This is a genomic window from Streptomyces sp. MMG1533 (assembly GCF_001279775.1).
Taxonomy (GTDB): Bacteria; Actinomycetota; Actinomycetes; order Streptomycetales; family Streptomycetaceae; genus Streptomyces.
Genome location: NZ_LGDG01000235.1, coordinates 21521 through 35338 on the forward strand (window position 1 = coordinate 21521; position 13818 = coordinate 35338).

Here is a 13818-nt window from a genome sequence, read left to right on the forward strand (position 1 = left end):
GACGGGGGAGAACAGAAGTGCCCGGGAGTCTGCTCGATGCCGGCGCCGTGATCGGCTGCCCGCACGGCGGCCGTGTCACCGCCGCCACCACGCCCTCCGGCGGCGTGCTCAGCCAAGGGGTCGCCGTCGCCACGGCCGCGCACGGCTATGTCGTCACCGGCTGCCCCCACACCGTCGGCGGTGTGCCCACGCCCTGTGTCTCGGTCCGCTGGACGGCCGACGGCACCGGCGTCACGGTCGGCGGCGCACCCGTCCTGCTCGACACCTCCGCGGCCCAGTGCCTCACGGCGGCCTTCGTGCCGCAGGGCCCGCCCGTCGTCCAGGCCGCACAGCGAAAGGTCACCGTCCGATGAGCCGCCAGACGAGCGCGCGTGGCACCCGCCCACGCTCCGACATCGCGTTCCCCTTCCATGCCGACCGCCGGGGACGCACCGCGCACGCCATCCACGCCGAGCACGTCCACGACCTGGTCGAACAACTGCTGTTCACCAGCCCCGGCGAGCGCGTGATGCGTCCCGACTTCGGCTGCGGACTGCTCGACCTGGTCTTCGCCCCGAACAGCCCCGAGCTCGTCAGCACCCTCGAACTCTCCGTCCAGGCCGCGCTGCAGCGCTGGCTCGGCGACCTCATCGAGGTGGTCGCCCTCGACATCGAGAGCGCGGAGAACGCCGTGCGCGTCCACCTGTCGTACGCCGTCCGGGCCACCGGCACCGTGCGCGAGGACGTCTTCGAAGGGAGGGCCGCCGCATGACGAACACCACGACCTCCCGGCGGGCCAAGGTAAGGGCGGCCCAGCTCAACGGAGTCGACGCCGTCGAGGTGAGCGACGACGGGCTGCTGCTCACCGTCACCTTCCTCGGCAAGGCCCCGCACGGCCTCGGCGCCGAGAACGTCCGCATCGACGGCGGCCGCCGCGTCACCGGCATCACCGCCGTCGACGTCAGCGTCGAGCGCGAGGAGGACCCCGAGCTCGACGACCTGCTCCACGTCACCCTCGACCGGGCCGGCGACACCTCCCGCTACCGGCTCTCGCTCGTCGAGACCGACCCGTACGGACGCCCCGGCACCGCCCCCTTCCGCGGCTTCGACCAGCGCTACCACAGCGCGGCCTTCGCCTTCCGGCCCGACTGCCCGACGCCCTTCGACTGCAAGGACGAGCGTCCCGAGGAGCCTGCCTTCCCGGACGCGCCGGTCGTCGACTACACGGCCCGCGACTACGACACCATCCGCAAGCTGCTCCTCGACCGGCTCGCGCTCACCACCCCCGACTGGGCCGAGCGCAACCCGGCCGACCTGGGCACGACCCTCGTCGAGCTGCTCGCGTACACGGGCGACCAGATCAGCCACCACCAGGACGCGGTCGCCACCGAGGCCTACCTCGACACCGCGCGCCGCCGGGTCTCCGTACGACGGCACGTCCGGCTCATCGACTACGCGATGCACGACGGCTGCACCGCGCGGGCGTACGTCGCCGTCGAGACCGCCGGCGACCACACGCTCGCCCCGGGCACCTACCGCTTCGCCTCCGTCGACGTCCGCACCCTCGACCCGCACGACCGCCCCGAACCCGGCACGGTCGTCGACGAGAACGAACTCGCCGACCTGGACGAGCGCGGCTCGGTGGAGGTCTTCGAACCGGTCGTCGCCGCCGATCCGTTGGAGCTTCGGGTCGCGCACAACGCGATCCGCCTGTGGTCGTGGGGCGGCGAGGTGTGCACCCTGCCCGAGGGGGCCACCTCCGCCACCCTGCGCGACGAGTGGGACGACCCGGAGACCTGCCGGGACCGTCGGCTCGCACTCGGGCCGGGCGACGTGCTGATCCTGGAGGAGGTGAAGGGGCCCCGCACCGGCACGTCCGGCGACGCCGACCCCGCCCACCGCCAGGCCGTGCGCCTCACCTCCGTCCTCCCGGGCCTCGACCGCATCGAGGACCAGCCGGTCCTCGAGGTCACCTGGGCCGCCGAGGACGCGCTGCGCTTCCCGCTCTGCCTCACCACCCGCGGCGGACGCGACTGCCTGCCCGTCGAGGACGTGACGCTGGTCCGCGGGAACGTCGTCCTCGTCGACCACGGCCGCACCCTCACCGGGCTCCCCGAGACGGTCATCGCCCCGCCCGAGCCCGCCGTCGTCGCCCCCTGCGACCCTCCCGCCTTCGGCTGCCACGACCGCGAGGAGGGCAACGCGCCGGCCCGGCTCGTCAACTCCCTCACGGACCGGGCCGAGTCGGGCCAGGCACTCGCTCCGGACGACGTCCGCGAGCTGTTCGAGGTGGTCGGCGAGGCGGCGACCGTACGCGCCGGACTCGGCCTGGAGCGGGCGGGACAGCGGCACGAGCGTGTGGTCCCCGGCACGGCGTACGCCCAGGCGGCTGCCCTGCGCACCCTGCTCGCACAGTCCGTCTACCCCGGGATCCGGCCCCGCTTCCGGCCCGTCCTCGGCCGCTCGCCGGTCGTGCAGGCGGTGCCGTTCCCCGCCCCGGCCACCGTCGCCGCGGGACAGGCCGAGCGGATCGCCGCCATCCCCGGACGCTTCCGGCAGCGGCTCGTGGAACTGTGGCGCAGCGCCCGCGACCGCGACGGACTCGGCGAGGAGGAGATCGCCGAACTCGCCGTCGTCTACGGCCTGAAGGTCCTGGAGCGGATCGAACTGCGCCACCATCCGGTGCGCGCCCTGCGTGAACTCCTGCACCGGAACGACCAGTTGCTCGACGGCAAGCTGCGCCGGGTGGAGATCCTCACCGCACGGGCCCGCGCGGGCGCGGTCCTCGACGGCCACATCGCCTGGGAGATCGCCCACAGTTGGGGCCCGGTGTACGCGGCCGGACTGCACCCCGACGAGCCGGTGCTCCGCGGTTCCGCGACCGCCGCCCTCACCCAGGACCCGCGCCGGGCACTGCCCGCCGTACGGCTCCACCACGACGACCTGATCTGGGAACCGCGCCGCGACCTCCTCGACAGCACCTCCCGCGACCGGCACTTCGTCGGTGAACTGGAGGACGACGGGCGCCTCGCCCTGCGCTTCGGCGACGGCCGGCACGGCGCGAAGCCGACACCGGGGGCCCGTCTCGCCCTGCGCTACCGCCTCGGCGGCGGCCTCGCGGGCAACGTCGGCGCGGAGGCCGTCAACCACCTGGTCATCCAGAGCGACTGCGAACAGCCGCCCGCCGCCGTCGTCCGCAACCCGTTGCCCGCCACCGGCGGCACCGAGCCCGAACCCGTCGAACAGGCACGCCAGTTGGCCCCGCTCGACCTGCGCCGCACCCGGCTGCGCGCGGTCACCGCCGAGGACTACGCGGCTCTGGCCTCCGCGCTGCCGGGCGTGCAGCGGGCTGCCGCCGAGATCCGCTGGACGGGCAGCGTGCAGGAGGCCCACATCGCGATCGACGCGTACGGCAACGGCACGGCCCCGGACCGGCTGCTCGCCTCGGTGGCGCAGTCGCTGGAGGCGTACCGCCGCATCGGCCACGACCTCGTGGTCGGCCGCGCCCGCCTGATACCGCTCGACATCGCGCTCACCGTGTGCGCCGCGCCCGGTCACCAGCACGGACAGATCTCGGCCGAGCTGTACCGGGTCCTGGGCAACGGACGGAACGGCTTCTTCCATCCGGACGCGCTGACCTTCGGCGAACCCGTGCGGCTCAGCCGCCTGGTCGCCGTCGCCGCGGCCGTACCGGGCGTGGAGAGCGTCCAAGTGACCCGGCTGCGGCGGCTGTTCGAGGAAGACCGAGGAGAGAGGGAGGACGGCGTGCTGCGGCTCGGCCCGCTGGAGATCGCCACTTGCGACAACGACCCGGACCGGCCGGAGAACGGCCTGCTGGCGATATCCCTGGGAGGGGCCCGATGACAGCCATCGACTCCACTGCCGAGGGGTGCACCTGTGGCGGCGCATGCCGCGCCGGCCACGACGAGCGCCTCGCCCCGGCCCCGCCGCACAACCCGCCCGGCCGCACCGCCCTCGACTACCGCGTCGGCGACTACGGCTCCTTCCGCGCCGCCCTCCTGGACCGGCTCGCCTCGCCCGCGTACCCGGCCCTGAGCGGAGCGAAAAGGGGGTTCCCCCGGCCGGAGGCTGGGGGAGGCCTCACCGTCCGCACCCCCGACGACCCGGCGATCGGCCTGCTCGACGCCACCGCGGTCCTCGGCGACCTGCTGACCTTCCACTCCGAGCGGATCGCCGACGAGGCCTACATCCGTACGGCGAACGAGCACCGCTCGCTGGTCCTGCTCGGCCGGCTCGTCGGCCACCGGCCGCGGCCCGGCGTCGCCGCGACCACGTACCTGGCGTACACCCTCGAACGTGACCCGCGCGCCGAGGCCCTGCCCGTGCGGATTCCGCGCGGCGCGCGCAGCCACAGCGTGCCCGCCTCCGCCGACGAGCAGTCCCTGACCTTCGAGACCAGCCGCGACCTGACGGCCCGCTGGGACTGGAACGAGCTGAAGGTACGCAGGCGCCGACCCTCCCTGGTCACCCCCGAGGACCTGGAGCGCCGCTCCGAACTCTTCGTCGAGGGGACCGCGGGCTCCCTGCAGACCGGGGACCAGCTGCTCTTCGTCTTCGGTGAACAGGCGGGCGGCGAGCGCAAGTTGCTGCCCGTCGCCAGGACGCGGATCGACCGCGACGACGAGATCACCGCGATCTCCCTGCCGAGGTCGGCCCCGCCGACGCTGAAGGAACTCGTCGACGAGGTACGGCGCCGGACCGCCGAGCCCGCCGCCCCGGGCGAGCCCGGGGACGAACCGCCCACGCCGGAGGTGCCCGACCCGCGCCCGGTCAGCCGTCTGATCGAGGACTTCGAGGACCAGGTCCTCGCCCCGCTCCGGACCGACCTCGGCGCGATCAAGAGCCCCGAGCAACTCGCGGCCCGCCTCGCGGAACCCGTCGCCCGCCTCGGCGAGGCGCAGGTGCTGGCCGAGCCGTACGAGGACGTTGCCGCCTGGTTCGAGCGGTTGGAAGCCGTGCTGGCCGAACTCGCCGAGCGGGCATTGGAGTTGGCGCCGGCACAGACGGTGGGTACCGCGATGGGCCACCGGTCGGCTGCGGCGCCGTCGGAGCCGGGCGCGCCCACGCGGCGGAGCCGCACATCGACACGGCCCGCGCCCCTGGAGGGCGATTCACGCGCCGCCGCTCTCCAAGCCCTGTCCGCGGTCCTCCCCGCCCTGACCGCCTCGGCCCCCACCCCGGTCACCGGCACGTCACGCCCCGCCACCGACCCGGCCCGCCTCCTCGCGGCCCTCAACCCCGCCCTCGGCAGCCTCTACCCCGCCTGGCGCACGGCCGCCGCCCCGGGCACCCCGCAGCTCCTGCGCGAACTGCTCGCGATGCGGGTCACCGCGGCCCCCTTCGGCGCCACGGCCCCGCTCAAGCCGGTCCAGGACAACCGAGGCCGGGTCATCCGCACCGCGGACTGGCCGCTCACGGGCGCGGTGCTGGTGAGCATGCGGGTGGTGTACGACACCGGCGGCAGGGTCCCGGTCCGCGCGGAGTTCCAGTACGTCGAGGGCAGCAGCTCCGACCAGCGCGCCGAGAACCTGCCCGTCCCGCAGTTCGCCACCTTCCCGCTCGGCACCGGCCAGGTCGACCTGTCCGTACGCTCCGGCCAGGACCGCGAGCTCAACTGGCTCAACCTCCCCCACTCTCGAACGCGCTCGAGCGGGGGGACCCCCATCCCCGCCGACTCCCAGGAGCCGGGCGTCACCGCCCGGCTCCACTCGGGTCTGCCCGAGCGCACCCTGTTCGTGTCGCGGCCCGACGACGACGGCCTGGTCCAGGTAGGCGTCCACAACGGTACGGCGCAGCAGATCGCGCTGCGGCCGGGCGCCGCCGAGCAGTTCACCCACGGCGAGTACGAGGTGAGCCTCAGGTACACGGTGGGCAGCGCCGAACCCCACGTCGAGATCGTCATCGCCAGCAAGCCGCAGCCCGTCAACCGCACCGTGCTGCAACTCGACACCGTGCACGACGGCATCACGGTCGGCAGCTGGGTCGCGGTCCGGCGCCCCGCCAAGGGCGCTGAGGACGGCGTACCCGGCGACGCGAAGCTCGCCTTCGTCACCACGCAGGTCGTGGCCGCGCGCACGGCGGCGTACACCAACTACGGCATCACCGGCCGGGGCACCGAACTCACCCTTGCCGACCCCTGGCTGGACGAGTTCGACGTCCTGCTGTCGCACATCCGCGACACCACCGTGCACGCGGCCGGCGAGCCGCTGCGCCCGGCGGACGAGCCCCTCGGCGAGGACGTCCACGGCAACGAGATCGAACTCGCCGAGCTGTACGACGGGTTGGGCCCCGGACGCACGCTCGTCGTCACCGGCGAGCGCAGCGACATCCCGGGGGCCATCGGCGCCACCGAGGTCGTCACGATCGCCGCCGCCGACCCGGCCGTCGACCCCCGGCTGCCCGGCGACCACGTCCACACCAGGCTCACCCTGACCACCGACCTCGCCCACCGCTACCGCCGCGAGACCGTCCGCATCCTCGGCAACGTCGTCGAGGCCACCCACGGCGAGAGCCGGGACGAGGCGATCGGCAGCGGCGACTCGGACCGGGTCAACCAGACGTTCGCGCTCTGGCAGTCGCCGCTCACCTGGCTCGCCGACGACAACCCCCTCGGCGCCACACCGGTGTTGGAGGTCCGGGCCGACGGTGTCCTGTGGCACGAGGTCGACAGCCTCGCCGGACGCGGCCCGCGCGAGCGCGTCTACATCACCGGCACCACCGCCGACGGCCGTACGACGGTGACCTTCGGCGACGGCGTCCACGGCGCCCGGCTGCCCACCGGCCACGACAACGTCCACGCCCGCTACCGCTTCGGCACCGGCAGGGCCGCCAACGTCCCCGCCGACCGGATCACCCAGCCCCTCACCCGCCCGCTGGGCGTCACCGCGGTCACCAACCCCCGCCCGGCCGGCGGCGGCGCGGACGCGGACGGGCCCGGCCTGACCCGCCGGACGATCCCCCTCGCGGTCTCCGCCCTGGACCGGCTCGTCTCCCCGTCCGACTACGAGGACTTCGCCCGCTCCCGGGCCGGCATCGGCCGGGCCGCCGCGCGTGAGCTCTTCGACGGCCGGCGGCGCGTGCTGCACGTGACCGTCGCGGGCACCGACGACGTGCCGATCGCCGAGGAGACCCTGCGCCCGCTGCGCGGAGCGCTCACCGAGTACGGCGACCCCGGCCTCCCCGTCCGCGTCGACGCGCGCGAACTGGTCCTGCTGCTCGTCGCCGCCAAGGTGAAGGTGGCCCCGGACCACGCCTGGGAGACGGTGGAACCACGCCTTCGCCAGGCCGTCCTGCGCCGACTCGGCTACGAGGGACGGGAGCTGGGGCGGCCCGCCCGCCTCTCCGAACTCCTGGCCGCAGCCCACACCGTGCCCGGCGTCGACTACGTGGACGTGGACGTGTTCACGGGCGTTCCCGCGTCCGCCACTCCCGAGGAGCTGACCGAGCTGCTCACCAACCCCGGCGCACCGAAGGCATCCGTCCCCGCGCCCCCGGCGACGTACGACGAGAAGGTCCACACGGTCGGCGCAGCGAACGGCGAGACCCTGTCCGAGGTCTGCGCCCGCCACGGCGTCCCGCTCGCCGAACTCCTGCGCCTCAACCCCGACATCACCGACACCCGGCGACTGCCCAAGGGCCGGTCGGTGTTCGTCTTCCGCGGCATCCGCCCCGCCCGGCTCGCCCTGCTGTCGCCGCGCGCCGCGGACACCCTGATTCTCACGGAGGTCAAGTGATGGCTGCGAACCCGACGGACGTCCGGTTCGACACGGCAGCCCCGGCGACGACCCGGGAACCGGACGGCCTCGCCGCGCTGCTGCCCCGCTGGCACCTCCAGCGCGACGCGGAGGAGGGCGAACCCCTGCGCGCGCTGCTCGCCGTGATCGCCGAGCAGCTCGACCGGGTCCGCAACGGCGTGGAGCAGGGCTACGAGGACCTGTTCGTGGAGACGGCGGCGTCCTGGGTGCTGCCGTACCTCGGCGACCTCGTCGGCTACCGCACCCTGCCCGGCTACGAGCGCGTCCTCACCGACGGCCTGCACGACGGCGGCCGCGACGCGCTCGCCGAGGCGATCGCCCCGCGCGCCGACGTGGCGGCCACCGTCGCCAACCGCCGCCGGAAGGGCACGCTGCACCTCCTGGAGGAGATCTCCGAGCAGGTGGCCGGCTGGCCGGCACGGGCCGTCGAGCTGTCGCGGCTGGTCGCCCACAACCAACCGGTGAAGCTCTACAGGGACTCGGGCACCGGCCGTCTCGCCGACCTCCGGGACGGCTCCGCACTCGCCCTCGCGGGCGGTCCCTTCGACGCCGGGGCCCGCACGGTCGACGTCCGGCGCGCCGACTCGGCCAGGAAGCAGGGCGGTTGGACCCCGGCCGGAGTCGGTCTCTTCGTCTGGCGCCTCAAGCCGTACTCGCTGACCTCGTCCCCGGCGTACTGCATCGACCGCGCCCGCAACCTGTACACCTTCTCCATCCTCGGCAACGACACCCCCCTGGCCACCAAGCCGGTCCCGGAGCCGTCGCCCACCCACATCGCCACCGTCGACAACGTGCCCGCCCTCATCACCCGCCGCCTGCTCCACGACCGGCTCGCCGACTACTACGGCCCCGGCAAGAGCCTGGTCATCCGGCGTGACGGCGAGGACCAGCCCGTACCGCCGTCCGACATCGTGGTCGCCGACCTGTCCGACTGGCGTTACCGTCCCAAGCGGGGGCAGGTCGCCGTCGACCCCGAGCTCGGGCGGATCGCGTTCGGCTCCCGGTCCGCGCCCCGGCAGGGCGTGTGGGTGGACTACCACTACGCGTTCGGCGCCGACCTGGGCGGCGGCGAGTACGAGCGGCCCGACCGCGTCGCGCGTCCCGACGCCGCCTTCTACCGGGTGGGGCCCAGGCAGCCGTACCGCCAGGTCATGGACGCCTACCGGGCCTGGCAGCACGACCGCCGGGCGGACCGGACCGGGCCCGAGGGCATCATCGAGATCACGCACAGCGGCGCCTACCAGGAACAGCTGGACTTCGACCTCGACCCCGGCGACCGGCTGGAACTGCGGGCGGCCGAGGGCACACGGCCGGTGATCCGTCTGCTCGACTGGTACAGCAACCGCCCGGACGCCCTCAACATCCGTGCCGTGAACGACGACTGCGCCCCGCACGAGCGTCCGCGCCTCGTCCTCGACGGGCTTCTCGTCGCCGGGCGCGGCATCAACGTCACCGGCCCGATGGGCGCCGTCGTCGTACGCCACAGCACACTCGTCCCCGGCTGGTCCCTGGAGCCCGAGTGCGAACCGCACTCGCCGGAGGAGCCCAGCATCGTCCTGGAACGCACCACCGCCTGCCTCCAGGTCGAGCACAGCATCCTCGGCACCGTCGAGGTCATCGGGGACGAGGTGAGCGAGGACCCCCTCGACATCCACCTGAGGGACAGCATCCTCGACGCCACCGGCCACGACCGCGAGGCCCTGTCCGCACCGGACTGCCGCCACGCCCACGCCGTGCTCCACCTGCACCGGACGACCGTCATCGGCGAGATCCACACCCACGCCGTGGAGATCGCCGAGAACTCGATCCTCACCGGGAAACTGCACGTGGCCCGGCGCGGCCTCGGCTGTCTGCGGTACTCGTACGTCCCCGCCGGCTCGCGTACGCCGCCCAGGCACCGATGCCCCACTCACACACGCCCGTTGTTCACCTCCGAGCGCTACGGAACGCCCTGGTACGGGCAGTTGGCCGACTGCGGCCCCGAGGAGATCCGGCGCGGCTCGGACGACGGCGCCGAACCGGGCGCCTTCCACGACCTGTACCGCCCGCAGCGCGAGGACGGCCTCAGGGCGCGGCTCGCCGAGTACACGCCCGCGGGCACGGACGCCGGGATCTTCTTCGTGACGTGAGCAGTGCCGCCGTACGCCTTACCCGCACATTCCTGAACCAGGGGGACCCCCTTCATGCACGCTGACCTCTCCCGCTCCACGTTCCGCCCGGAGCGGCACTACTCCGCGGTCATCGCCCAGCAGGGCCGCGTCCAGCTCGACGCCGACGCCAACGAGCAGACCGCGATCCAGCTCCACCAGACCCGCACCCTCGCCGCGGACCTCATCGGCCGGCACGGCGGGCCGCGCGACGCGCCGGGCTTCCGCATCGAGTACGTGGGCGGCAGGCACGACATCGACACCCTCCACATCCACGGCGGCCGCTACTACGTCGACGGCATCCTCCTCGAAGCCGACCGACCGGCCCCCGGCACGCCCGTCCCCGACGAGGGCGCCGAGGAGCAGGACACCGCGACCCCGCCCGCGTACTGGACCTACTGGGACCAGCCCGACGGACACCGCGACCCGGAGAAGCCCGGCGACCGGCTGCCCTCGCCCGCCCAGTCGCCGTTCGTGGTCTACCTCAAGGTGTGGGAGCGGTCGGTGAACGCGGCCGAGGACCCGGCCCTGCGCGAAGTCGCCCTGGGCTCCGCGATGCCGGACACCGCCGCCCGCGTCAAGGTCGTCTGGCAGGTTCTGCCGCTGTCACTGGCCGAGTTGGCGATCGAGGAGACCGACCCGTCGAAGGAGGTCGTCCGCGCCGCGTTCGAGAAGTGGGCCAGGGGGCAGTCGGCACCCTCCGCCCGCCTCGCCGCCCGCAGCGAGCGCCCCGACCACGCCGACGAGGACCCGTGCCTGGTCAAGCCCGACGCCCGCTACCGCGGCCCGGAGAACCAGCTCTACCGCGTAGAAGTCCACGCCGACGGCAAGGCCGAGGACGCCACCTTCAAATGGTCCCGCGAGAACGGCTCCGTGGTCTTCCCGGTCGACGAACTCGACGGCACCTGGGTGCAGTTGGCCTCCCTCGGCCACGACGACAAGCTGGACCTCGACATCGGCGACCTCGTCGAGTTCACCGACACCGCCCACGCCTCGCGCCTGGAAGCGCTGCCCCTGCTGCGGGTCGAGGAACTGGACCTGCCCGGCCGCCGGGTCCGCCTGTCCGCCGAGCCGGAGCCGGGCGTCGGCCGGCTGCCCCACCTGAACCCGTTCCTGCGCCGCTGGGACCACCACCAGGGACCGAAGCGCAAGGGCCGTACCTCCGCCCTGCAGGGTGGCGCCCTGAAGGTGGAAGAGGGCGAGTGGCTCCCCCTGGAGGACGGCGTCGAGGTCTACTTCGCCAAGGGCGGCACCTACCGCACCGGCGACCACTGGATCATCCCCGCCCGCACCGCCACCGGCAGCGTCGAATGGCCGGCCGACCCGGCCCGCCGCCCGCTGCTCCAGGCACCGGTCGGCATCGCCCGTCACTTCGCCCCGCTCGCCCTGGTCAAGGGCGAGGCCGGCGCCGTCGACCTGCGTCTCGCCTTCACCCCGCTGGCCAGCAGCATCCCGGCGGCGGACGAGGCGACGCTCGCGGCGGAGGAACAGGCACGCCGGCAGGAACAGGCGGCGGAGACGGACCCGTCCGGCGGCCGGTCGCAGACCACAGCCCAGGCCGAGGCGGCCGTGGAAGGAGACGAGTGATGGCCAAGCCGATCAGCGCGTCCAAGATGGTGGAGATCCTGCGCGCCGAGGGCCTGACGGTCCACGAGGTACGCAACTGGCGCACCCACAACCGCAACACCAAGGGGCCCTGGGGCCCGGTCAACGGCGTGATGATCCACCACACCGTCACCTCCGGCACCGACGCCTCCGTGAACATCTGCTACAACGGCTACTCCGGCCTGCCGGGGCCCCTGTGCCACGGCGTCATCGACAAGAAGGGCCACATCCACCTCGTCGGCAACGGCCGCGCCAACCACGCCGGACTCGGCGACGGCGACGTCCTGCGCGCCGTGGTCGACGAGTCGAAGCTGCCGCACGACAACGAGGCCGACACCGACGGCAACCGGCACTTCTACGGCTTCGAGTGCATCAACCTCGGCGACGGAAAGGACCCCTGGCCCGAGGCGCAGAAGGAGGCCATCGAGAAGGTGGCGGCCGCGATCTGCCGTCACCACGGCTGGAGCGAGCGGTCGGTCATCGGCCACAAGGAGTGGCAGCCGGGCAAGCAGGACCCGCGCGGCTTCACGATGGACGGCATGCGGGGCCGCATAGCCCACCGGCTGGACGGGAAGGCCCCGGCCCCCGACCCGAAGCCCACCACGCCTGCGAAGCCGTCGCACGAGCCGTTCCCGGGCGGCAGCTTCTTCCACGCCGGGCAGAAGTCGCCGATCATCACGGCCATGGGCCGCCGCCTGGTCGCCGAGGGCTGCGGCCGCTACGAGGAGGGGCCCGGCCCCGAGTGGACCGAGGCCGACCGCCTCTCCTACCAGGCCTGGCAGCAGAAACTCCATTTCAAGGGCAAGGACGCCGACGGCATCCCCGGCAAGGTCAGCTGGGACAAGCTGAAGGTGCCCAACTCCTGACCGCTGCGCCGCCCCTGCGACCCGATCCGCCGGACGGGCCCTACCCGGCCATCCGCGCGTCGGCCGTGGGCAGGGGCGGCAGCGCCACCCCGTACACCCACGCCTCGAACAGCTCGTCCAACGGCTCGGCCGCGAACCGGGCCACATGCGCCGTGAACGTCGTCGTGCTCACCGCCCCGCCCCGGTGCAGCCCGGCCCAGCCGCGCAGCATCCGGAAGAAGCCCTCGTCGCCCATCGCGCACCGCAGCGCGTGCAGGGTCAGCCCGCCGCGTTCGTAGAGCCGGTCGTCGAACATCGACTTGCGGCCGGGGTCGGCCAGCCGGAGATCCTGGGGGAGGGAGGAAAGCAACCGGTGTGCCGCGGCGGCGTGTTGATGGGCCGGCCGGCCGCCCGACCGCTCGGACCACAGCCACTCGGCGTACTTCGCGAAGCCCTCGTTCAGCCAGATGTGCCGCCAGTCCGCGATGGACACGCTGTTCCCGAACCACTGGTGGGCCAGCTCGTGCGCGACCAGCCGCTCCGAACCCCGCGCCCCGTCCACGTGATTGGCGCCGAACAGCGACAACCCCTGGGCCTCGACGGGGACATCGAGCTCCTCCTCGGTCACCACGACGGCGTACTCGCCGAACGGGTAGGGCCCGAAGAGTTGTTGGAAGACATGCATCATCTGGGGCTGTCGCGCGAAGTCCCGCGAGAACTCCGGGAGCAGGTGCGCCGGAATGTGCCCGTGCTGCGGCACACCGCCCAGTCCCGGATCCCCCAGCAGCACCGTCTGGTACTTGCCGATCGACAGCCCGACCAGATAGCTGGACGTCGGCGCCGACTGCTCGTACACCCAGGTCGTCGTCGACGCCTTCGCGGTCCGGGTCAGCAGGCGGCCGCCCGCCACCACCGAGTACGCCGACGGCGTGGTGATCGAGATCTGGTACGACGCCTTGTCCGCGGGCCGGTCGTTGCACGGATACCAGGACGGCGCCCCGACGGGCTGGCTCGCCACCAGCGCCCCGTCCTCCAGCTCCTCCCAGCCGAGCCCGCCCCAGGGACTGGCGACCGGCTTGGGGTTGCCCGACCAGTGCACCTCCACCGTGAAGGCGGCCCCGGCGCGGACCGGCTTCGCGGGGCGGACGCGCAGCCGCCCGCCCCGGTGCGTGTAGTGCGGCTGACGGCCGTCCACCCGGACTCGGCCGATCTTGAAGTCGGCGAGATTCAACACGAACTCCGCGAGCGGCGACCGTCCCGCGATGGCGTTGATCCGGGCCGTCCCGGACAGCCGGTTGGGGTCGGGGCGGTAGTCCAGCGCGAGCTCGTAGCGGTGCACCCGGTAGCGGGGATCGCCGTTGGCCGGGAAGTACGGGTCCGGACCCACTGCCTGCTGAACGGTCACTGCTGCGTCTGCTCCCTGCGCTGTGCTCGAAGGTCTTGCCGGTGCCCCGCCCTTCGGACCTG

8 protein-coding genes are annotated in these 13818 nt (G+C 73.5%); 7 read left to right on the plus strand and 1 reads right to left on the minus strand.

What is annotated here, in order from left to right; all coding sequences use genetic code 11:
- Window positions 1–17 precede the first annotated feature (17 nt).
- From ADK57_RS30145 to ADK57_RS30175, 7 genes are read left to right on the plus strand one after another with little or no spacing between them, the layout of a single operon-like run.
- Entirely contained in the window at window positions 18–353 is a 336-nt protein-coding gene (locus ADK57_RS30145) for a hypothetical protein (protein WP_053752775.1), read from the plus strand.
- A complete protein-coding gene (locus tag ADK57_RS30150) occupies window positions 350–751 on the plus strand; it encodes a GPW/gp25 family protein (protein WP_053752776.1) in 402 nt (133 codons plus the stop codon). The genes ADK57_RS30145 and ADK57_RS30150 overlap by 4 nt, the downstream gene beginning before the upstream one ends.
- Window positions 748–3843: a putative baseplate assembly protein gene (locus ADK57_RS30155; RefSeq protein ID WP_053752777.1), complete on the plus strand. Its 3096-nt coding sequence runs from the start codon at window positions 748–750 to the stop codon at window positions 3841–3843. The genes ADK57_RS30150 and ADK57_RS30155 overlap by 4 nt, the downstream gene beginning before the upstream one ends.
- Window positions 3840–7733 carry a putative baseplate assembly protein gene (locus tag ADK57_RS30160; protein WP_053752778.1) on the plus strand — a complete coding sequence of 1298 codons (3894 nt, stop codon included), beginning with the start codon at window positions 3840–3842 and terminating at the stop codon, window positions 7731–7733. The genes ADK57_RS30155 and ADK57_RS30160 overlap by 4 nt, the downstream gene beginning before the upstream one ends.
- On the plus strand, window positions 7733–9883 hold the full coding sequence (locus ADK57_RS30165) for a hypothetical protein (protein WP_053752779.1): 2151 nt from the start codon (window positions 7733–7735) through the stop codon (window positions 9881–9883). The genes ADK57_RS30160 and ADK57_RS30165 overlap by 1 nt, the downstream gene beginning before the upstream one ends.
- A 54-nt stretch (window positions 9884–9937) precedes the next feature.
- Window positions 9938–11488, plus strand: a complete 1551-nt coding sequence (locus ADK57_RS30170) for a DUF6519 domain-containing protein (RefSeq protein ID WP_053752780.1) — start codon at window positions 9938–9940, stop codon at window positions 11486–11488.
- Window positions 11488–12372 (plus strand): peptidoglycan-binding protein, encoded by an 885-nt coding sequence (locus tag ADK57_RS30175; protein WP_053752781.1) that lies wholly within the window; start codon window positions 11488–11490, stop codon window positions 12370–12372. The genes ADK57_RS30170 and ADK57_RS30175 overlap by 1 nt, the downstream gene beginning before the upstream one ends.
- Window positions 12373–12412: 40 nt before the next feature.
- Here the strand turns inward: ADK57_RS30175 and ADK57_RS30180 are convergent, their stop codons facing one another.
- Window positions 12413–13756, minus strand: a complete 1344-nt coding sequence (locus tag ADK57_RS30180; RefSeq protein WP_053752782.1) for a M1 family metallopeptidase — start codon at window positions 13754–13756, stop codon at window positions 12413–12415.
- Between the last annotated feature and the right edge of the window lie 62 nt (window positions 13757–13818).

Excerpts from the sequence above, each read along its gene's own strand:
- ADK57_RS30155 (WP_053752777.1), top strand. The coding sequence starts at position 748 with ATGACGAACACCACGACCTCCCGGCGGGCCAAGGTAAGGGCGGCCCAG.
- ADK57_RS30165 (WP_053752779.1), top strand. The coding sequence starts at position 7,733 with ATGGCTGCGAACCCGACGGACGTCCGGTTCGACACGGCAGCCCCGGCG.
- ADK57_RS30175 (WP_053752781.1), top strand. The coding sequence starts at position 11,488 with ATGGCCAAGCCGATCAGCGCGTCCAAGATGGTGGAGATCCTGCGCGCC.
- ADK57_RS30170 (WP_053752780.1), top strand. The coding sequence starts at position 9,938 with ATGCACGCTGACCTCTCCCGCTCCACGTTCCGCCCGGAGCGGCACTAC.
- ADK57_RS30150 (WP_053752776.1), top strand. The coding sequence starts at position 350 with ATGAGCCGCCAGACGAGCGCGCGTGGCACCCGCCCACGCTCCGACATC.
- ADK57_RS30160 (WP_053752778.1), top strand. The coding sequence starts at position 3,840 with ATGACAGCCATCGACTCCACTGCCGAGGGGTGCACCTGTGGCGGCGCA.